Annotated in this window: 21 protein-coding genes and 2 pseudogenes; 12 read left to right on the forward strand and 11 right to left on the reverse strand. The window is 45.3% G+C overall.

Features of this window, described 5'->3' with window-relative positions:
- Positions 1–59 precede the first annotated feature (59 nt).
- Together K6V26_RS00500 and K6V26_RS00505 are read left to right on the forward strand one after the other, a co-directional pair.
- The gene (locus K6V26_RS00500) at positions 60–422 is read left to right on the forward strand and encodes a MobC family plasmid mobilization relaxosome protein (protein ID WP_008782420.1); all 363 of its coding nucleotides are present in this window, start codon (positions 60–62) and stop codon (positions 420–422) included.
- Positions 419–1,366 carry a relaxase/mobilization nuclease domain-containing protein gene (locus tag K6V26_RS00505; protein WP_005868790.1) on the forward strand — a complete coding sequence of 316 codons (948 nt, stop codon included), beginning with the start codon at positions 419–421 and terminating at the stop codon, positions 1,364–1,366. The genes K6V26_RS00500 and K6V26_RS00505 overlap by 4 nt, the downstream gene beginning before the upstream one ends.
- 21 nt (positions 1,367–1,387) lie before the next feature.
- Here the strand turns inward: K6V26_RS00505 and K6V26_RS00510 are convergent, their stop codons facing one another.
- Positions 1,388–2,047, reverse strand: a complete 660-nt coding sequence (locus tag K6V26_RS00510) for a helix-turn-helix domain-containing protein (RefSeq protein WP_004329304.1) — start codon at positions 2,045–2,047, stop codon at positions 1,388–1,390.
- Positions 2,048–2,070: 23 nt separating this feature from the next.
- On the opposite strand from K6V26_RS00510, the gene K6V26_RS00515 reads away from it, so the two are divergent.
- Positions 2,071–2,259 (forward strand): hypothetical protein, encoded by a 189-nt coding sequence (locus K6V26_RS00515; RefSeq protein ID WP_005775886.1) that lies wholly within the window; start codon positions 2,071–2,073, stop codon positions 2,257–2,259.
- Between the two features lie 47 nt (positions 2,260–2,306).
- Here K6V26_RS00515 and K6V26_RS00520 read toward each other — a convergent pair whose 3' ends face one another.
- Positions 2,307–3,206, reverse strand: coding sequence for a helix-turn-helix domain-containing protein (locus K6V26_RS00520; RefSeq protein WP_004329302.1), 900 nt, complete (start codon positions 3,204–3,206; stop codon positions 2,307–2,309).
- A gap of 130 nt (positions 3,207–3,336) precedes the next feature.
- On the opposite strand from K6V26_RS00520, the gene K6V26_RS00525 reads away from it, so the two are divergent.
- The 4 genes and pseudogenes from K6V26_RS00525 to K6V26_RS00540 form a co-directional block, all read left to right on the forward strand.
- Entirely contained in the window at positions 3,337–4,113 is a 777-nt protein-coding gene (locus K6V26_RS00525) for an MBL fold metallo-hydrolase (RefSeq protein ID WP_004329300.1), read from the forward strand.
- Positions 4,110–4,778 carry a radical SAM mobile pair protein A gene (locus K6V26_RS00530; protein WP_004329299.1) on the forward strand — a complete coding sequence of 223 codons (669 nt, stop codon included), beginning with the start codon at positions 4,110–4,112 and terminating at the stop codon, positions 4,776–4,778. The genes K6V26_RS00525 and K6V26_RS00530 overlap by 4 nt, the downstream gene beginning before the upstream one ends.
- Positions 4,775–5,650 (forward strand): radical SAM mobile pair protein B, encoded by an 876-nt coding sequence (locus K6V26_RS00535; RefSeq protein WP_004329298.1) that lies wholly within the window; start codon positions 4,775–4,777, stop codon positions 5,648–5,650. Before K6V26_RS00530 ends, K6V26_RS00535 begins: the two co-directional genes overlap by 4 nt.
- Positions 5,651–6,142: pseudogene (locus tag K6V26_RS00540) on the forward strand (sensor histidine kinase); the annotation flags it as partial.
- Here the strand turns inward: K6V26_RS00540 and K6V26_RS00545 are convergent.
- From K6V26_RS00545 to K6V26_RS00560, 4 genes are all read right to left on the reverse strand, one after another.
- Entirely contained in the window at positions 6,137–6,289 is a 153-nt protein-coding gene (locus tag K6V26_RS00545) for a hypothetical protein (protein WP_005868795.1), read from the reverse strand. The pseudogene K6V26_RS00540 and the gene K6V26_RS00545 overlap by 6 nt on opposite strands.
- 127 nt (positions 6,290–6,416) lie before the next feature.
- Positions 6,417–7,055 (reverse strand): recombinase family protein, encoded by a 639-nt coding sequence (locus tag K6V26_RS00550; RefSeq protein WP_007564634.1) that lies wholly within the window; start codon positions 7,053–7,055, stop codon positions 6,417–6,419.
- A 241-nt stretch (positions 7,056–7,296) separates the two neighbouring features.
- The gene (locus K6V26_RS00555; RefSeq protein ID WP_005868798.1) at positions 7,297–8,133 is read right to left on the reverse strand and encodes a virulence RhuM family protein; all 837 of its coding nucleotides are present in this window, start codon (positions 8,131–8,133) and stop codon (positions 7,297–7,299) included.
- A 3-nt stretch (positions 8,134–8,136) separates the two neighbouring features.
- The gene (locus tag K6V26_RS00560; RefSeq protein WP_224263211.1) at positions 8,137–8,466 is read right to left on the reverse strand and encodes a hypothetical protein; all 330 of its coding nucleotides are present in this window, start codon (positions 8,464–8,466) and stop codon (positions 8,137–8,139) included.
- A 286-nt stretch (positions 8,467–8,752) separates the two neighbouring features.
- On the opposite strand from K6V26_RS00560, the gene K6V26_RS00565 reads away from it, so the two are divergent.
- Together K6V26_RS00565 and K6V26_RS00570 are read left to right on the forward strand one after the other, a co-directional pair.
- The gene (locus K6V26_RS00565) at positions 8,753–9,511 is read left to right on the forward strand and encodes a ParA family protein (RefSeq protein WP_005868802.1); all 759 of its coding nucleotides are present in this window, start codon (positions 8,753–8,755) and stop codon (positions 9,509–9,511) included.
- A 4-nt stretch (positions 9,512–9,515) separates the two neighbouring features.
- Entirely contained in the window at positions 9,516–9,773 is a 258-nt protein-coding gene (locus tag K6V26_RS00570) for a hypothetical protein (protein ID WP_005648607.1), read from the forward strand.
- Positions 9,774–9,961: 188 nt separating this feature from the next.
- On the opposite strand, the gene K6V26_RS00575 is transcribed toward K6V26_RS00570, so the two are convergent.
- Genes K6V26_RS00575 through K6V26_RS00585 form a run of 3 tightly spaced genes read right to left on the reverse strand, consistent with a single transcriptional unit; the run spans position 9,962 to position 13,293 of the window.
- Positions 9,962–11,098: a fimbrillin family protein gene (locus K6V26_RS00575; protein ID WP_171030154.1), complete on the reverse strand. Its 1,137-nt coding sequence runs from the start codon at positions 11,096–11,098 to the stop codon at positions 9,962–9,964.
- A 45-nt stretch (positions 11,099–11,143) separates the two neighbouring features.
- The gene (locus K6V26_RS00580; protein WP_005868808.1) at positions 11,144–12,064 is read right to left on the reverse strand and encodes a DUF5119 domain-containing protein; all 921 of its coding nucleotides are present in this window, start codon (positions 12,062–12,064) and stop codon (positions 11,144–11,146) included.
- Positions 12,061–13,293 (reverse strand): DUF3575 domain-containing protein, encoded by a 1,233-nt coding sequence (locus K6V26_RS00585; RefSeq protein WP_005868809.1) that lies wholly within the window; start codon positions 13,291–13,293, stop codon positions 12,061–12,063. The genes K6V26_RS00580 and K6V26_RS00585 overlap by 4 nt, the downstream gene beginning before the upstream one ends.
- A gap of 306 nt (positions 13,294–13,599) precedes the next feature.
- On the opposite strand from K6V26_RS00585, the gene K6V26_RS00590 reads away from it, so the two are divergent.
- On the forward strand, positions 13,600–14,661 hold the full coding sequence (locus K6V26_RS00590) for a helix-turn-helix domain-containing protein (RefSeq protein WP_005868810.1): 1,062 nt from the start codon (positions 13,600–13,602) through the stop codon (positions 14,659–14,661).
- 305 nt (positions 14,662–14,966) lie between these two features.
- On the opposite strand, the gene K6V26_RS00595 is transcribed toward K6V26_RS00590, so the two are convergent.
- Together K6V26_RS00595 and K6V26_RS00600 are read right to left on the reverse strand one after the other, a co-directional pair.
- Entirely contained in the window at positions 14,967–16,247 is a 1,281-nt protein-coding gene (locus tag K6V26_RS00595) for an ATP-binding protein (protein ID WP_005868811.1), read from the reverse strand.
- Between the two features lie 126 nt (positions 16,248–16,373).
- Positions 16,374–16,533, reverse strand: a pseudogene (locus tag K6V26_RS00600) (helix-turn-helix domain-containing protein).
- A gap of 129 nt (positions 16,534–16,662) precedes the next feature.
- Between K6V26_RS00600 and K6V26_RS00605 the strand changes: the two are divergent.
- Positions 16,663–17,013, forward strand: a complete 351-nt coding sequence (locus K6V26_RS00605; protein ID WP_005868812.1) for a helix-turn-helix transcriptional regulator — start codon at positions 16,663–16,665, stop codon at positions 17,011–17,013.
- Positions 17,006–18,595 (forward strand): type II toxin-antitoxin system HipA family toxin, encoded by a 1,590-nt coding sequence (locus tag K6V26_RS00610; protein WP_005868813.1) that lies wholly within the window; start codon positions 17,006–17,008, stop codon positions 18,593–18,595. Before K6V26_RS00605 ends, K6V26_RS00610 begins: the two co-directional genes overlap by 8 nt.
- Positions 18,596–18,678 lie beyond the last annotated feature (83 nt).

Here is an 18,678-nt window from a genome sequence, read left to right on the forward strand (position 1 = left end):
TCTGCCTCAATTTATCTGATAATTCAGTAATGAGAGGACGTGTACACGCAAGAAGGACGTTGAAGGGCTTAGTTGCGGATTTGAGGCAGGTAAGAAAATACAAAGAATTAACAGCAACCGAGAAACTGAAATACCGTATCGCAGTGAAAATGACGGCAGCCGACTACTTCCGCCTGCTGACACGATCGCATGAGGCGGGCGTATCACCAAGCGAGTACATGAGGGAATGTTTCCGTAACGGTCATGTGAAAGAACGGCTGTCGGAGGAACATGCCGGATACATCCGCCAACTCTGCGGCATGGCTAACAATCTCAACCAGCTTGCGCGTAAGGCAAACGCCGGAGGCTTCCACGATGAACGGTGGGACTGCAAGGTGGCAGTGGCAAGGATTCATGAACTTATAACCAAGATAGGGATATGATGGCGAAAATCGTAAAAGGAAGCGACTTCAAGGGTGCGGTGGATTACATCATCGACAAGAAGAAGGATACGCAGATAGTAGCAAGCGAAGGCTTGTTTATGGAAAATCTGGAAACTATCGCCATGAGTTTCAATGCCCAGTCACGGATGAACGATAAGGTGACAAAACCTGTCGGACATATCGCGTTGAGTTTTTCCAAAGAGGATGAGTTACGGCTGACGAACCGTATCATGGCAGGCATCGCGCTTGAATATATGGAACGGATGGGAATCAAGAATACGCAGTTCTTCATCGCCCAGCATTTCGACAAGGAGCATCCGCACGTGCATATTGCTTTCAACCGCATAGACAACAACGGCAATACCATATCGGACAGGCACGAGCGTCTGCGCAGTACCCGCATCTGCAAGGAATTGACCTTGAAATACGGCTTGCATATGGCTGGCGGAAAGGACAATGTCAAACGCAACCGCCTGAAAGAGCCAGACAGGACGAAATATGCGCTTTACGACATCATCAAAATGGAAGTCGGCAGATGCGGCAACTGGAACGTGCTTATCGCCAACCTGAAACGGCAGGGAGTGGAAGTACATTTCAAGCATAAGGGGCAGACCAGCGAGGTGCAGGGTGTTGTATTCTCCATGAATGGCTACCATTTCAACGGCTCCAAAGTGGACAGGCGTTTCAGTTATTCCAAGATTGACGCGGCTTTGCAGCACAACAGATGCAGGGAACGTATGGGAATAACAGCCGGAATATATGAAACGGCTACACCAAGCGCACCGTCCGGCACGGCACAAAGCGAGTTGTTCAACGGCTCTTGGGGATTGCTAAAAAGCAGTGGCTCATCTTATAACACTGCTGATGCGGAAGCCAATCAGGAAATGGTGGATATACTTCGCAGAAGGAAGAAAGTTAAGCGCAAGAGAGGTGTTGGGTTCTAATATTCTGTACTAATCCAATTCTCACGACACTTGCGCTCTATATTCATTCGGAGTGTAACCTACCTCTTTCTTGAACAGTCGGGTAAAATGTTGCGGGTACTGAAAACCGAGATTATAGGCGATTTCATTAACGGTGTCGTCTGTAGATGCAAGTTCCGTCTTGGCTATTTCAATAGACTTGTCATGAATGAAATGCAGGGCGGTTGAACCTGTTTCTTTTTTCAATAAATCACTGAAATAGTTGGGCGAGAGGCAGAGCTTGTCTGCACAATACTGTACAGTGGGCAAGCCTATCCGTTTAGCAGCCCCATCATGGAAGTATTCGTCAAGCAACCGCTCAAATCTTGCGAGGATGTCTCGGTTTTGGTTGTCGCGTGTGATGAACTGACGGTCATAGAAACGTGTGCAGTAATCAAGGAACGTCTTGATGCTGTCTGTGATGAGGTTCTTGCTGTGACGGTGTATCGGATGGTTCAATTCATATTGAATCTTGTGGAAGCAATCCATGATGATTTGCCGTTCTTCCACACTAAGGTGCAATGCCTCGTTTGTCTCGTAGGAAAAGAACGAATATTCACGCATTATCCGCCCGAGAGGTGTATTCCGCAGCAGGTCGGGATGGAACATAAGCAGGTAGCCATCTGGTTGGAACTGCATGCCGTCATCTTCCGCACCGAACACCTGTCCGGGCGCGATAAATATCAGTGTGCATAATTATTCCTAAGTCTGTGAAACCGGAACGCATGAAGCAGAATCTCGACATATTAGACTTCACCCTGTCGGCCGACGACATGGCACGGATAAAGACGCTGGATACCGACAAGCCTTTCTTACTCGGCTCGCACGAAGATCCAGAAATCGTAAAATGGTTCATGCAGTACAAAAACGCCTGAACATCAACAACCATATTTCGATAGCCGCTATCGACTATATTAAGAAGTTATTCGTATATGCCTTTATTGTAATCCGTCATGTACTGAGTAAATGTTTTGCCTGTTTGCTGTTTGAAGAAGCGCATGAGATGGCTCGGATCAGAGAAATTGAAATCATCCGCCATTTCACTGACAGTGCGGTTGGAGAATAGCAATTCGTTCTTCAGTTCCTCAAGCAGACGTTGTTTTATCAAATGGGTAGCTGATACTCCGAATTGGGCTTTTACTGAGTTATTGAGTGTGATGCGACTGACATGAAGCATGTCTGCATATTCCTGCACCCGCTGGTGGGTGCGGATATTCTGTTCCAACAAGTCCTTGAACCGAAAAGCGAAATTGTTTTTAGCAATTTCAGCGGGCAAGCAATAGGCGGCAGCGTATGTACGATTGATAATCAGCAAAAGATAATATAGTAAGGAAACAATGATATTGTACGTATCGGACACTGGATTCATCAGCTCATACTTAATCTTTCCGAGCAGCCGCATATATTCCTTCATTTCGTCATGTGTGGCATTGATGTAAGGCGGCGTATCTGTCTGGTAACAATACAAAAGGCGAAAAACGAAGAACTTGTCGGCGATAAAAGTACGCATGAAATCTTCGCGGAATATAAGGAACGTGTAATCCAACGCCGTCTCATCTACATGCCACTCTTGTTGCTGATGGGGTGAAAGCAGGAGAACCATGCCGTCGCGCAGTTCAATCTTGCGGAAGTTCAGTAGCAAATATCCGTTTGCCTTACGGAAAAAGTAGAAGCTGAAGAAGTCTGTCTTAAACCGCTTGTTTTCTGTCAGCACAAGTCCGATGTCCTTGTTTATGGCAGTATTGATGTAAAAATCCACGCCGCAGCGTGTCTTGTTGAACGGTACGCTGACCAGTCGATCAGGGTTGATTATCTCGTCCATATCCTTGTCGTTTTTGCAAAGATAATAATTTCATTTATCAAAATGGCATAATTACCGTTTTTTCAGGCATAGATGTTTCGCCGGATTCTTCCGAACTTTGCACCCGTAATCAATAACAAGACATATAGTCATGAAAAAGACATCTACAGTACAATTGGTGCGCAATGCCACCTTGAAAATCAGGTATGCGGGACACACCATGCTAATTGACCCCGTTTTAGCCGACAAAGGCACTTTGATATCGGCCCTCGGTGTGAATAAAACACCGAGGGTACACCTCACCATTCCTATTCAGGATATTATCGGAGGCGTGGACATGGTGCTCCTGACCCACAATCACATCGACCATTACGAGCCGAGTGTCCCCACACATTTGCCCAAAGAAATTCCTTTCTACGTTCAGCCCCAGGACGCGGACGCCATCAGAAACGACGGATTTACAAATGTGATACCCATCGAAGAAATAAAAACAATAGACGGCATATCCATTTACCGCACGACCGGACATCATGGTTTCGGGCAGATCGGGCAGATGATGGGACCTGTATCAGGTTATGTGCTAAAAGCCGAGGGCTTCCCGACCGTTTATATAATGGGTGACTGCCGATGGGAAGCATGTATCCGAGACACCGTGGAACGGTTCAATCCTGACTATATCGTGGTAAACTCCGGAGGTGCAATCTTTCCCGAATTTTCCAAAACGGACGGTCCTATCATCCCCGACGAGAACGAAGTGATGCAGATACTTGACGAATTGCCTTCGCATATCAAGCTGATAGCCGTACACATGGATGCCATCGACCATTGCCAGACCACCCGTGCAATTCTGCGCAATGAGGCAACGCATCACGAAGCCGACATGAGCCGGCTGATTATCCCGGAGGACGGAGAAACAGTTGTGTTATGAGTGTCTGCATTAAATCCCTGATAAAAAACATGAACATAGTGGTAGGGTGCACTATAGGATGCCCTTACTGCTATGCCCGTAACAACTGCCGCCGTTTCCACATTACCGACGACTTTTCCGTGCCTGAATACATGGAACGAAAACTGCGCATCATCGATACGTCCCGTCCTCATGTGTGGCTCATGACAGGAATGAGCGATTTCTCCGATTGGAAGCCTGAATGGAACGCAGAAATTTTCGAGCGGATCAGCAGCAATCCCCAGCACGCCTATATCTTTCTGACGAAGCGCCCTGACAAAATCAGTTTCTCCTCTGACGACGAGAACGTATGGATGGGCGTGACCGTTACGCGCAGTTCCGAGAAAAGGAGGATTGATGATTTGAAAAAGAATATCAAAGCACGACACTACCATGTCACGTTTGAACCTCTCTTCGATGATATCGGCGAGATTGATTTCGAGGGAATTGACTGGATTGTCATAGGCACAGAGACCGGAAACCGAAAAGGAAAGTCATATTCGCGCCCCGAATGGGTGCTTAGCATTGCAGAACAGGCAAAGGCTCATGGCATACCGGTGTTCATGAAAGAGGATTTGCTGCCGATTATGGGCGACGAAAGAATGATTCAGGAATTGCCGGAACAATTTACCAGACGAATACAATGAATATGGATACAATAAAGGAAATAGATGTAAAGAGTGTAATGACCAAATCCTCTCTGCCGGTGGGAGGATATTCGGTCAACCCTTATGTAGGGTGTCCCCACGCCTGCAGGTATTGCTACGCATCGTTCATGAAACGGTTCACCGGGCACACCGAGCCGTGGGGTACGTTTTTAGATGTAAAAAACTGGAAGCCGATAACGAATCCTCATAAATACGACGGTGAACGTGTTGTAATAGGGTCTGTGACGGACGGTTACAATCCGTATGAAGAAGAATTCCACCGTACCCGAAGGCTGCTCGAAGAGCTGCGAGGAAGCGATGCCGAGATTATGATATGCACAAAGTCCGATCTTGTCCTTCGCGATCTCGACCTGTTGAAGAGTTTTCCCAAAGTGACTGTGTCATGGTCTGTCAATACGCTCGACGAGCAGTTCTGCGCAGATATGGACAACGCCGTAAGCATTGAACGCCGTCTGAAAGCGATGCGTCAGACATACGAGGCAGGTATCCGCACCGTATGCTTCGTCTCGCCCATATTCCCCAGAATAACAGACGTAAAGGCAATAATAGAGGAGGTAAAAGATTATGCTGATTTAATCTGGCTTGAAAACCTGAATTTACGCGGGCAGTTCAAAGGCGGGATAATGACGTATATCCGTGAGAAGTATCCTGACCTCATACCGCTTTACGAGGAAATTTACAATAAAAAAAGGCTTGAATACTGGCAGGCATTGGAGCAGGACATTTCAAATTACGCCAAGGAGCAGGGCTTCCCGTATCGTATAAACGATCTGCCATACGGACGCTCGGAAAAAGGCAAACCTGTCATCGTAAACTACTTCTACCACGAAAAAATACGATTGACAAAATGAGGCTATGCCGGACTGATGCAGAAAAGTTGTAGCGCGGATAAAAGCACCATGTATGTGGATAATATCCGGCAATCTTCCGAGCGTATGCGGGAGATGCTCAACACGCTGCTGGATTTCTTCCGTCTGGACAACGGCAAGGAGCAACCCAACCTTTCCCCTTGCAGGATTTCCGCAATCACGCATATTCTTGAAACGGAGTTCATGCCCATTGCCATGAACAAGGGGCTGACTTTGATAGTGGAGAGCCACACCGATGCGGTGGTTTTGACCGACAAGGAACGTATCCTGCAAATCGGCAACAACTTGTTGTCAAACGCCATCAAGTTCACGGATAACGGTAGTGTATCATTGGCAGCGGATTATGATAACGGTTTGCTGAAACTTATCGTTGAAGATACCGGTACGGGCATGACCGAAGATGAGCAACAACGAGTATTCGGTGCATTTGAACGTCTTTCAAATGCCGCCGCAAAAGACGGCTTCGGATTAGGCTTCCTGCAACCAGCCGTTATCCAACAGCCGGGTTAAATGCGTCCTCCCTATCTCGGCCGTCCCTTGCAGGACGACACAGCGGTCTTTCTCCTGGAGCTTTCTTAATTCCTCCAGTGAAGCCGCCATTTTCTCCGCCATTGTTGCCATAACCGTTTTTATTTAGATTCTGATTATTTTCGTGCAAATACTCGTTTTTAGACACGTGTAAATACTCGTTTTTAATTATGTGCATTTACTCGTATTTGTTGCAAAAATACAATATTTGTTCCGATAATCAGCTACTAATGAAGTCTTTTTTTACTTGTTGTATCGTCGAAACGGCCTTTCCCGTGAGCTTCGCCACGTTCCGGATCGAGTAGCCTTTCTTTAACAAGGCGATCGCCTCCCGGTATTCCTCTTTCCTCTGTTCGGCCGTTTTCCGGCTTCCCGGCTTCCGTCCCAGCCTGCCCCCTTTCTGGATGTACAACTCCCGTCCGCTATTAAGGCGGTCGATGATCCCCTGGCGTTCGATCGCGGCCAGTTCCCCCAACAGGGTAGTGATCAGAGAGGACAAGGGGTTTACCGTCTTGTCCGGCCGTAACGTTTCCAGGTTCAGGTTTTGAATATACACGCATATTTTATGCGTGTGCAGCGTATCGAGTGACTTTAGGATCTCCAGGGTTGAACGCCCCAGGCGTGAGATCTCGGTCAGCAACAACATATCCACCCGGTTCTGCGGATCTGTGCAGTATTCCAGGCAACGGCTTAAAACCGGGCGTTCGATATTGGCCTTTCGTCCGCTTATCTTTTCCTCAAAGACCGCCGTCACCTCGTACCCCCGTCCGGCTGCGAACCTCTCCAGATCGACAACCTGCCGTTCGGTCGATTGCCTGGCCGACTGCGAGCTTACACGTGAATAAATAACCACATTCATCCCTTTTGCTTTTGTTCTTCCTTATCTATTGTTTTAATCACCTTATCCACCTCTTTCAAGGAGGCATTATTTCCGGATCTATCCAAAAAAGAAATTCGCTAATTAACCTATAATTACTATCTTTGCATTGTAATGCTTGGTAAAGCCTCTGTTATCAAAACACGTAACCAAGTCAAGGATATACCCGTTCATCAAGAACGGGTTTTTCTTTTGCGACAGCCCATTCATAAGACAAAGGATATTATAACAGGTCAGTAATCACAGCCGCCGGAATATCCAGCTTTGAGAAAGCGAACATCTTTTTCCCCAGATCCTTTAACGAGGCTCCGATATGGTACACGTCCGTTTCATCAACGATCAGGAAACGGTCGTGACTGTCCCGGTACGTCCTGATGTCGATAGGTGGGTACTGGCTGTTATGCCTGTCAAGATCAAGTTGGAGTTGCTGCGTGATACGCTGGGTGTAAATGGTGGCCGAGACACCGACGCTGCGTTTACTCAACATGAGCAAGACCGTTTCGTCCACATAGTTGTCGATAAGCACGATCGAACGCCTGGCCGACTTTACCAGATCGGTAGCGAACTTGTACGCATCGAAAATCTGGCCGTTATAAAAAATGCCTTCGACCGGGGGCAAGGCAGTACGCACAAAAAAATCTATCTTCTCGGTATGTTGAGCGACAGTCCTTTCAAGTTCTGACAAACGTTTATTAATGGAATACCCTTTTAAAAGATAGTCCTTTAAAACCTTATTCGCCCATTGCCTAAATAAAATACCTCTTTTACTATTGACACGAAACCCAATGGATATGATCGCATCCAAATTGTAATAAGTCAGATTGCGCATCACTTGCCGTTTGCCTTCCTGTCGAACTGTTCGGAAATCCCGAACAGTTGAACTTTCCTCTAATTCTTTCTGATCATATATGTTTTTTATATGCTCGCTTATATTTGCTTTGCTGGATTGAAAAAGATCCACAATTTGCGCCTGTGTCAGCCAAACGGTTTCATCTTCCAGCCTCACTTCCAACCTGACCGCTTCATCCGGCTGGTATAATATGATTTCTCCCTGTTCCATTACTTATTTACCTTTTCTTAATTCATCAAGCCTCTGCATCGCACCGCTGAACTTCTCACTAAACATCATACCATCGGGCAAAACAAACCAGGTGGGAATACCTCTCGACTGTGGATTACCTATACATTCATCTTGCCCGTTCTGTTTGCGGTAATCGTCCCATTCACTATAAGCGATGTTCCAACGAATACCTAATTTATAGGTATTTTCCCATTTAATAATAGCCAGTGAATAGGCCGGATCATCTTTGCCGTCATAAATCACTTCTACAACTTCAACCACCCCTTTAGGGGAATTTATAAACTTCGGATTTTTATACGAATAAGTGCTCATGTCTTTTATTTTTTATTCATAGCACACAAAGATACTCAAAACAAATATATACATATATACATACGTATGATTAACGTATAAAAACATTTATGGTTATTCTAATCTTTGATTAATTCCGGTACAGAAACAAAACGTACCGAAAGACGGAAACAGGATTTATTTCGGTACGCTTCCCCGATCGGTACAAAAAACACGCAAAAAACGAAAATACTACTTTTAGTCTTTTAGTATATTAGTATTTTGACTATATGTTGCGGACATGACAACCATTTAAAAAACTGAATTTATGAGCAAAGCAAAAGTAATCTCCGTATTGAATCACAAGGGGGGAGTAGGAAAGACCACAACCACGATCAACCTGGGCGGTGCGTTACGTCAAAAAGGGTACAAGGTTCTTTTGATCGACCTTGACGGGCAGGCCAACCTGACCGAATCGCTGGGCTTCTCTGCGGAGCTTCCCCAAACGATCTACGGTGCGATGAAAGGCGAATACGACCTGCCGATCTACGAGCATAAGGACGGCCTTAGCGTCGTTCCCTCCTGCCTGGATCTCTCGGCCGTTGAAACGGAGTTAATCAACGAGGCCGGACGGGAGCTTATCTTAGCCCACCTTATCAAGGGCCAAAAGGAGAAATTCGATTATATCCTGATCGACTGTCCCCCCTCGCTGTCGCTGCTCACGCTTAACGCACTGACGGCCTCGGATCGGTTGATTATCCCGGTTCAGGCTCAATTCCTGGCAATGCGTGGAATGGCCAAACTTATGCAGGTCGTCCACAAGGTGCAGCAACGTTTGAACTCGGATCTTTCGATAGCCGGGGTTCTGATAACCCAGTACGACGGAAGAAAGAACCTGAACAAGAGCGTTTCGGAACTGGTACAGGAAACATTCCAGGGCAAAGTGTTCAGCACCCATATACGCAACGCCATTACGCTGGCCGAAGCCCCGACACAAGGGCAGGATATTTTTCACTATGCCCCCAAATCTGCCGGGGCAGAGGACTACGAAAAGGTATGTAACGAACTGCTAACAGAAATAAAGTAACCATATGGCAAAGAAGAACGATTTAAAAAACAGTATGTCGGCCGGGCTGACCGGGGGATTAGACAGCCTGATCCAATCCACGGCCGGGCAAAAAGAGGCTCAAAAGCCGAAGAAAGCGAAAACCGTGCATTGTAATTTTGTCATGGACGAAACCTATCACCAGAACTTAAAGCTGATCGCGATCCGCAAAGGCGATTCGCTAAAATCGGTATTGCAAGAGGCTATATCTGACTACTTGGATAAAAACAGTTCCCTGCTATAACAGCGTATCGGGAATATACAGGGCAAACACTCCACAAAAGAAATTCTCCAGGAAAAAGGTACGCAAAAAGCACCCCTACACATCAAAAAGTATATTGAAAATGCGATTCCCTATAAAGAACCCGTTGGCGGGATTAATCTTGCGTATGTTTAACCTGCCAACGGGTACGATATTGATAAACTTTTTGTTTAAGGTTTAACGTTTACGTTGCTATTTGCATCAACCCAGCCTGTTGTCTCTGCATCAAACTGGATCGGATTCAACACAGCCTCTCCCTGATCAGTATAACCACCACCGAAAATCAACGTGTAGATATGACGCTTGCCCGCTACCCATGTATCTCCGAACGGAACATAAATTGTTCCGTAACTATCTGCTGAACCCAACAGATAACCTCCGGACTGCTGGATTTTGCAGGTGATCGACAGGTAACATTGATGCGCACCGTCGGCTTTTATCTTGGTATTGGTGGCTTCTTCGGAAACTTTCCATGCTGTCAGCTTCTGTGGTATATTCAGCATAGGAGTTTTTTCGGAAATATCGGTAGCTGTGGTATTACTATTGACCTCGATGAATTTGCCTTGCACTACGGTAATAAAACCTCCTCCTGTAGAGCTTTCAGGCCAATCACCCACAGCCCAACTTCCCGTTCCATCGGCTGTCGCAGGCAATGTGTAGACGCCGCCCATTTTTACATTAAAAATCTTGATGTCCTTTATATTCACCTGCATGTTATCGTATTCGGTCTTTGCTTTGAATACGACCTGTGACAGAATATGCTTGAAGTTAAATTTCACTACTCCGTTGTTCTTGTCTTTTGTCTGGCCTTTGGCTATGGCATACATCACGTCGTAGTTTTCATGAGCATTGATACCAGATCCATACTCATCGGAGCAGGAATAAGTTATCTTTTGAGTATCCTTGGTGGCTTCCCACATATAACTCCACTGCATGGCTTCATCAACCGTTCCGGGATTGAATGCGTAAAAGTCCAAAGCCTCGGTAGGCCAATAACGAAGGTCGCTCGCATTTTTATAATCCCACTTACCATTATTGTACACGATATTCACTCCGTCATGTCCAAAATCCGTGTCTACCTTTCCCATGAAGGCAGTACCATCCGCCGTAAAAGCGAACACGTCGAAATCGGTGTTCTTCAAGTTGGTGTTGGTAGTAGGGGTAGCCCTCGTTTCCGCCGCATTACTTAACACGTTAAAACCAATCGCATTCCGTGAGGAGGTTTCCACATTCGCAATCTCCTCGTCTGAGCAACCCATGAGTAGAGCTCCAAAGATTGCCCAAAGCATTACTGTACTTTTTTTCATAAATAAAAATAAATCAAATTGATACATATAATTAATAAACTCATATTACAACACTATATCCATATTCACATCATCCCAATCATCAACGTCCACATCAAATCCCGCACCGTCACTTCCCGGCTCGGATGGAACCTCATAATCAAAATTCAACACCAGATGCACATCACCGACATGCCCCACTACCGGGACATCATGCACTTGGCCGCTCACGTCCTGTTCCAATACAGACATGCTGCCTGAACGGTTCTTGAGATACAACCGGAAAACATTGGGCTCTCCTTCAAGTGCGGAATGTCCAAACGTATAGAATCCGCCTATAATCTGATTCCGTGAAACCATTCCATCAAAGAGCAGGCTCTCCGAAAGACCGGCGGGCAAACTGTCGGCGGACATGTTAAGCGAGCCGGACATGCCGGAAAGAGCGGCCCGCAAATCCGCCACCCTATCCAGTCCCCGAAGACCGTTCACCTCATACGTGTAGTGACATACCATGTTTACGGGAGTCAGCCGTACTATCTCCGCGCTTCCTCCCGGAATGTCCTTGAGGATAACTTCGTCTATATGGTCGCCACACAGCCAAGGTGGGGTGACAGCCATTGTCCGGTTATCCGGCGACTGCACATCACGCGTATCGGCAGTAAAAAGCGTGTAACTGCCGTTTTCTTTCCAAACCATCCCGTCGGTATCGTAGTTGAAGCAAATTACCCGGTAATCATTCTCGGGAAGCTCCACTTCCCCATCCTCTCCTCCGGGGAAATCAAATATCCACGTGTTGCTTTCATCGTCGGTCGGATAAAATACGACCCTCATGCCTTCAGGCTTGTCATGATTGGAAATCTTGGTCCAGTCGAATATTACCCGCACCGTGGCAAAGTGCGGATGATCGTAACATAAATCCTTATGCTCACAAGCCGTCAGTCCTATCCATAAAAATATGAACACCAGACTAAAGCGTATCCGTATCACTGCCTGCCTCCTTTCTTCCGGCTATAATTCCCCCGCCCGATCAACCACACCAAAGAGATACCCGCCTTGGTCGGGCCGAACCAGCGGCGGTTTTTAGTGGTCTGCCATACATAGTGACCGTCCAAAGGGATGTACTCCTTGTACGATCCTCCAAGGTAGCCGATTCCCAACGTGAAATCCACATTGAACCGATGTCCCACAGGTAACGAGTAGCCGTAAGCCACGCCTCCCCCGTAACTCCATTTATCCCCCAAGTAACCTTTCCCACCCAATTCGAAATCATAGGTGACGATCTGCCCGTACAATCCGACATGATGCCCGGAAAACGGTTTTTCCACCGCTCTCCGACCGAACCAGCGGCGCAACTCCACATCTCCCCCATAGATACGCCAATAATTATGCTTCCGATCACTTTTCCACCAGGCATACATCCAATTCCCGGCCACAGACCAGTTCTTCCCCAAACAGAACTCAACCCCGATGTCAGGTATCAAAACAGCGTCATAAAGCAAGTTTGTTTTCACCGCCATGCAAAACGGCCGTTTCTTTACCGGAGCTATGACGGTAACGGTATCACGGATGCACAACGTATCACGTGTATGTATATATACCGTATCTCTGACGGGATTTATCGGATCACTATCATAGCATATTTTCACCATCGACGAACGAAGTTTCGGAAAATGGAATTTATACAAATATGAGTATGGCCTCCCCCCTTTCAGTCTTTTCAGTTCTCCCCCCAAATAAGGGCTGTCCTGGTTTTCCAAACGGACGATCTTCTCCAACAAACGAAGGACATCCTCCCTCTCCGGAACATTCACATCCGCTCTCACCATCGTTATAAGTCCGTTCCAGTCGCTTCCCGAAAAATGAAAATCCTTCTCCAATACCGGAATCTTTATATAAGGTGATATATACCGCCACAAAACCTCTGCTCGTTTTTCAGACAGCCTTCCATTCAACAGCCCCCCTCCTTCCGGGGAAGCTCCTCCTATTATTTGAATTTTCCTGATAAGACGGACGGAGTCGTTCAATGCGGAACAGATTTTAGCAAACCGCTCCATCTCGTTCCCATTGTCAAGTAAACATGTATCTATATTTACCTTTCCTTGATGAAAATAGATCCTTACCGAATCACGCTTCTCCTGAGCGGATATTTCTCCGCTTATACTCAACACGAGCACGAACAATACACATTTAATATAAAAAAAACATCTTTTCGTCATTTAATCATTTGTTAATATGACAATCCAAACCCAGGCTTTTACACCCCCTGAATTTCAACCGCTAAAGATATGCACTTATAAACCAACCTCCAAAGCAAAAAACAAGTATTTTAAACTTATAAATACTTAAAAAGACAACCACACAACAGCTACAACACTTACCACAGCAGCCAATCACGCTTACACAACAATTAAAAACACTTAACATCATAAAGAAAAGTACTTAAACATACAAAAAAAAAAAAAAAAAAACAGTTATTTTTGCAGGAAACATTATACTTAATAACACTTAAAACAATAAAACACATGAAAATCAGCACAAAAGCCGCCTCTTTTCTAAGTTCAATAAAAACTCAAACTTACGACAAAAAAGAAAGAGAAATGATAATAACGTATCAACAAAAACGAGTCTTTCATCTATCCCTGCTCATGCTGGTCTTATGCGCACCCATATACATATATTCAGTTCCATTTCCCAATGAACAGTTTTATTATATTAACAGCGTATTATTCCTGTTTATCATTATGTGCACTCTCGCTTATTTTAAAAAGAGAGTAAATCTGACCACGACCTTTTCCATTATACTGATAGCCATACATATCGAGATTTTTATCGAAATAATTTATTGCTCAATATGTAGCGGATATGAATATAGTTATCAAAGAGCATTGATAATGAGTAACATTACTATCTCTCTCTTATTTACCATGCTTTCCATCTGTGCCTATATGAGTAATATCTCCATCCTATTGTCCTCCCTTACCATAGCTTCCTATACAATCTGCACACTTATCACCGACGAACCGTTCCTATACAGTTATCTGCCTTTGATCATCATCATATACACCATGATCCCCTTATTAGGAAGATCCTTACACAGTAATATCAGCAGCTTGCTAAAAAGTAGCAACTTGCTAAAAGAGGAAGAGGAAATGCTTTTGAAACGTCTCCAAATGAAAAAGGAAGAACTATTCGCGTTCGCCGAGTTGTTAAGCGAGAATAACCCGGAAGAAAAGACAAGCTCCCTGTTAAACATAATAGGGGAACAATCCAAAGAAAATCTTTTTACAGCCCTTGCCGCATACCAGAAAAAGGAAAAAAGTAAACTTGATACAATCAGGAGAATATATCCCAATTTATCCCCGTCCGAATTAAACATCTGCCGTTTAATACTGCAAGACAAGACCGTCAGCCAAATATGCGAATTATTACATCGGAGTAGCGGAAACATAACCAGCCAACGAGCGAACATACGTGCCAAACTCGGACTGAAAAAAAGCGACAATTTAAAAGAAGCATTACAAGAACGCATGAGGCTGTATGAAGAAGAAGAACACCGGCAAGAAGAGTTTTCAGCCATGCGTTAGGGATTGCAGAGTAAAGCCCACAGCCTTTAGGCGAGGACTTGAAACGTAAAGCCCGACCGTCCCACAGGAACGCCCAAAAGAAAAAGAATCCCCCGAACATTCATCCGGGGGACATCCAAGCCGTCACATCAATTATAATACAGATTCAGATCATCCGTGCCAATCTCCTTTCCGTCCCGGAAAACAAGGCGTAAATCAATCCTCTCTCTGTTTTCATTGCCACAAAGATAGACATACCGGCCAACATACGCATCATACTTATCAATCAGTTCTAACGGTATGACCGGCATGGGAAAAGGATACACCTATATTGCATATAGCGGAAAATTTGTAAGATTACCCTGTACTTTATAAGGCAACATAGAAAATCTCTCCGCATGCAATTCCGGTCTTTTTCCCAGTAATGCTGTCAACGAATTGGCCCGGACATTCCCTTCGGCCTTCACTTCTATCGGCACCATTTGGGCATTACGTTGAATAACAAAATCCAACTCAAGACGCGAATTGTCTGTGTTATGGTAATAAATCGGTGACACGCCCTTACTTTTCATCTGCTGCAATACATACTGTTCAGTCATTCCTCCCTTGTATTCCTTAAATATGTCGTTTTTAATCAAGACTTGGGCCGGATCTGTCTTGACCATAGCACCCATAAGCCCCAAATCAACCATATAGAGTTTGAAAGCCGACAGGTCTTCATAAATATCAAGCGGAAGCTCCGGTTTGGTACATCGAGGCACTTTATACAACAACCCGGCATTTACAAGCCATTGAATGGCCATCTCAAAATCATTGGCTCTGGCACCTTTTCGCAAAGCTCCGTAAATGAATTTCTTGTTTTCTTTAAATAATTGGGAAGGAATGCTGTTCCATACCATTCGGACACGCGGAACCTGTTCTTTGGGCGCATGTTTTGAGAAGTCAAGATCATAGCCTTGCAAAATCTCCGACTGTATTCTTCTGACTTCCAGCAAGGAATCCGTTTCTACATATTTGAGTACAACTTCCGGCATACCACCTACATAATAATATTGCCGAAGGAGATCCGTATATTTGTCATGCAGGAGGCTTATCGTTTCAAAATCCCCACTCATAAGCAATTTACAAGCTTCTTCTTCTCCCTTGGCGACAAGAAACTCTTCAAAGTTCATAGGAAATATATTGATGACATTTACCTTCCCTACGGGATAAGACACATCCTGATGAAGGGATATCCCCAAAAGTGAACCTGCCACAGCTATATGATACTCCGGAACCTCCTCTTTAAAATACTTCAAAGATTCCAGTGCTTCCGGGATATCTTGTATCTCATCAAGGATAATAAGCGTATCACCCGGAGTAATGTCAACGGAAGTCATCGCACGCAGCCCCCGTAAAATTCTGTCAACATTGAAATCCTGAGAAAAAAGCTGGCGTGCAAGGTTATTCTTACGGCATACCACATAAGCCTCTTTTTTGTATTCAAGTTTGGCAAACTCATGGAGCAGCCATGTTTTCCCAACTTGTCGGGCACCATTTAAAATCAGAGGTTTTCTATCCTCACGGTTTTTCCATTCTATAAGTTGTTGCAAAACAAATCTTTTCATCTACAAACAGCATTTTTATACATGTAAAAACAGCGTATAATACATTTATCCGCACTTATTTAAAGCACAAATATACTAAAATAAACAGATAATAGAAGCAATCTTATACATTTTTCCGCACTTTAATCAACTCCAATGGAAAGCAGTAGCCAATTTAGGATTGCCTTCTCCACGCTCGATGGCCACCAGCGTATTGATGCCCACGCCCGCCAGTTCGGAGAAGTTCCAGCTGATTGACCTTCAAACTCTTCCTGCACTCTTTAATCATCTTTCCTAGCTCTTTCATATTCACAACACATTGTGATTTTAGTCAGTTTTCATCCTAGTTCAAAGAAAAAAACAGCCGATAAAGCAACTATAATCATTGTATTCATATAGATTAACATCATATATTCAAGTTAATCTATATATTTACATGGATTATTTGTATATTTGCAAAAAAGGAACAACCATGTGGAATGAAATGAGCAATCCAGCTGTGCTGATGAGAATCGGCCAGCGCATCAAAGAGACACGTATCAGGCAGCATATCACGCAGGAAGAACTGGCAACGGCTTCCGGTGTAAGCCCCTTGACCGTTGCGAACATCGAGAAGGGCAAATCGGTATCGCTGCTGTTGTTCATCAGCGTACTCCGCTCGCTCGGCCTGCTGGAGAACCTGGAGCAACTGGTACCGGAAATCCGGGTCAGCCCGATAGAGCTCAAAAAACTGCAAGGAAAGAAACGCTACCGTGTACGCCATTTAAAACAAGATAACCATGAATGATTTGATAGTAGATGTAAAGCTATGGGGAGAAAGCGTAGGCTCTCTCTATTGGGAAAAGGAAAGCAATGCCGCCTTGTTCGACTATGAACGGAAGTTCATCCGCTCCGGTCTTGACATTTCTCCCATCATCATGCCCATCAGCCAGTACAGGAACACCCCCTACCGGTTCCTTGAAAACCGTACCGACTGTTTCAAGGGGTTGCCCGGCCTGTTTGCCGATTCACTGCCGGACACTTTCGGAAACCAGATCATCAATGAATGGTTTGCCAGCAAGGGATTGTCCGGAGAAGAGATTACCCCTTTAGACAGGCTTTGCTATGTAGGCAAACGTGGCATGGGCGCACTGGAGTTTGAGCCGTCCTCGCCAATCAACGGCATGAACGAATCATCAGTGCTCCATATCGAGGAACTGACTGAGCTTGCCAAATCCGTATTCACGGACAGAATGGCTTTTCAGGTCCAACTGCGCCAGGAAGGAAGAAACATTCTGGATATACTGAAAGTGGGAACATCTGCCGGAGGTGCCAAGCCCAAGGCCATCATCGCCTACAACGATATTACCGGAGAGGTACGCTCCGGACAGGTAAAAGCTCCTGAAGGATTCGGGTATTGGCTGTTGAAATTTGATGGCGGCAAATACAGCGAACACACGCAGATAACGGACAATCCACAAGGAATAGGAAATATCGAATATGCCTATCACCGGATGGCAAAAGCCTGCGGTATCGATATGATGGAATGCCGGTTACTTCAGGAAAAAGAGTCATATCACTTTATGACACGACGTTTTGACCGTATGGAAGACGGAGAGAAGATCCATGTACAGACATTGGCCGGGCTTGCCCACTATGACCGTGACCAACGCCATTCATACGAAGAGATATTCCGTATCATGCGGCAGATGAACCTCCCTTATCCAGAGCAGGAGGAACTATACCGAAGAATGGTGTTCAACGTCATGAGCCGGAACCATGACGACCATAGCAAGAACTTATCTTTCCTGATGGATAGACAAGGGAAGTGGAAACTGGCCCCAGCATACGACCTCTGCTACTCATACACACCGGGCGGCAAATGGACGAACCGCCACCAGCTGTCACTCAACGGCAAACAAGACAATTTCACGATGGAAGATCTGCAAAAGGTAGGTGAGAACATGGGTATCCGGAAACACAAACAGATTATCGAAGAGATACAGGAAACCGTATCGCATTGGCATGAGACTGCCAAGGATTGCGGGGTCAAGCCGGAACACGCCGATTTTATCGGAGAAAACCTGCTCTTGTTCGGCAAGCAACTGCATACGATCCATATGCCGGACATTGCCAACGAACAAGAGCAGGCTTTCATGAAGGCTATGCGAAATGATGACTTCAATACCATTCTGAAACTGAAGATGAGAGGATATCAGCCATCGGAGAACACACTGAAAAGCCTCCAGCCGGATGTATCCGCCACCACCTTCATCGCTGCCGCCAAAATCTTCCAAATGGAAGGGATGCTAAAAAGCCTTCAGGACATAAAACCCGCGCAAAGCCCGATTACAGGCGGCAATAAACGTAGCATGGAATTGGGGGATTAGCACACAAACTACATCGCGCACAATTCAATATAACAGTAAATATATTAATTGTTATATATCATATTTTGATTTAACAATTAATA

The organism is Parabacteroides goldsteinii (assembly GCF_020091425.1).
GTDB classification, from domain to species: domain Bacteria; phylum Bacteroidota; class Bacteroidia; order Bacteroidales; family Tannerellaceae; genus Parabacteroides; species Parabacteroides goldsteinii.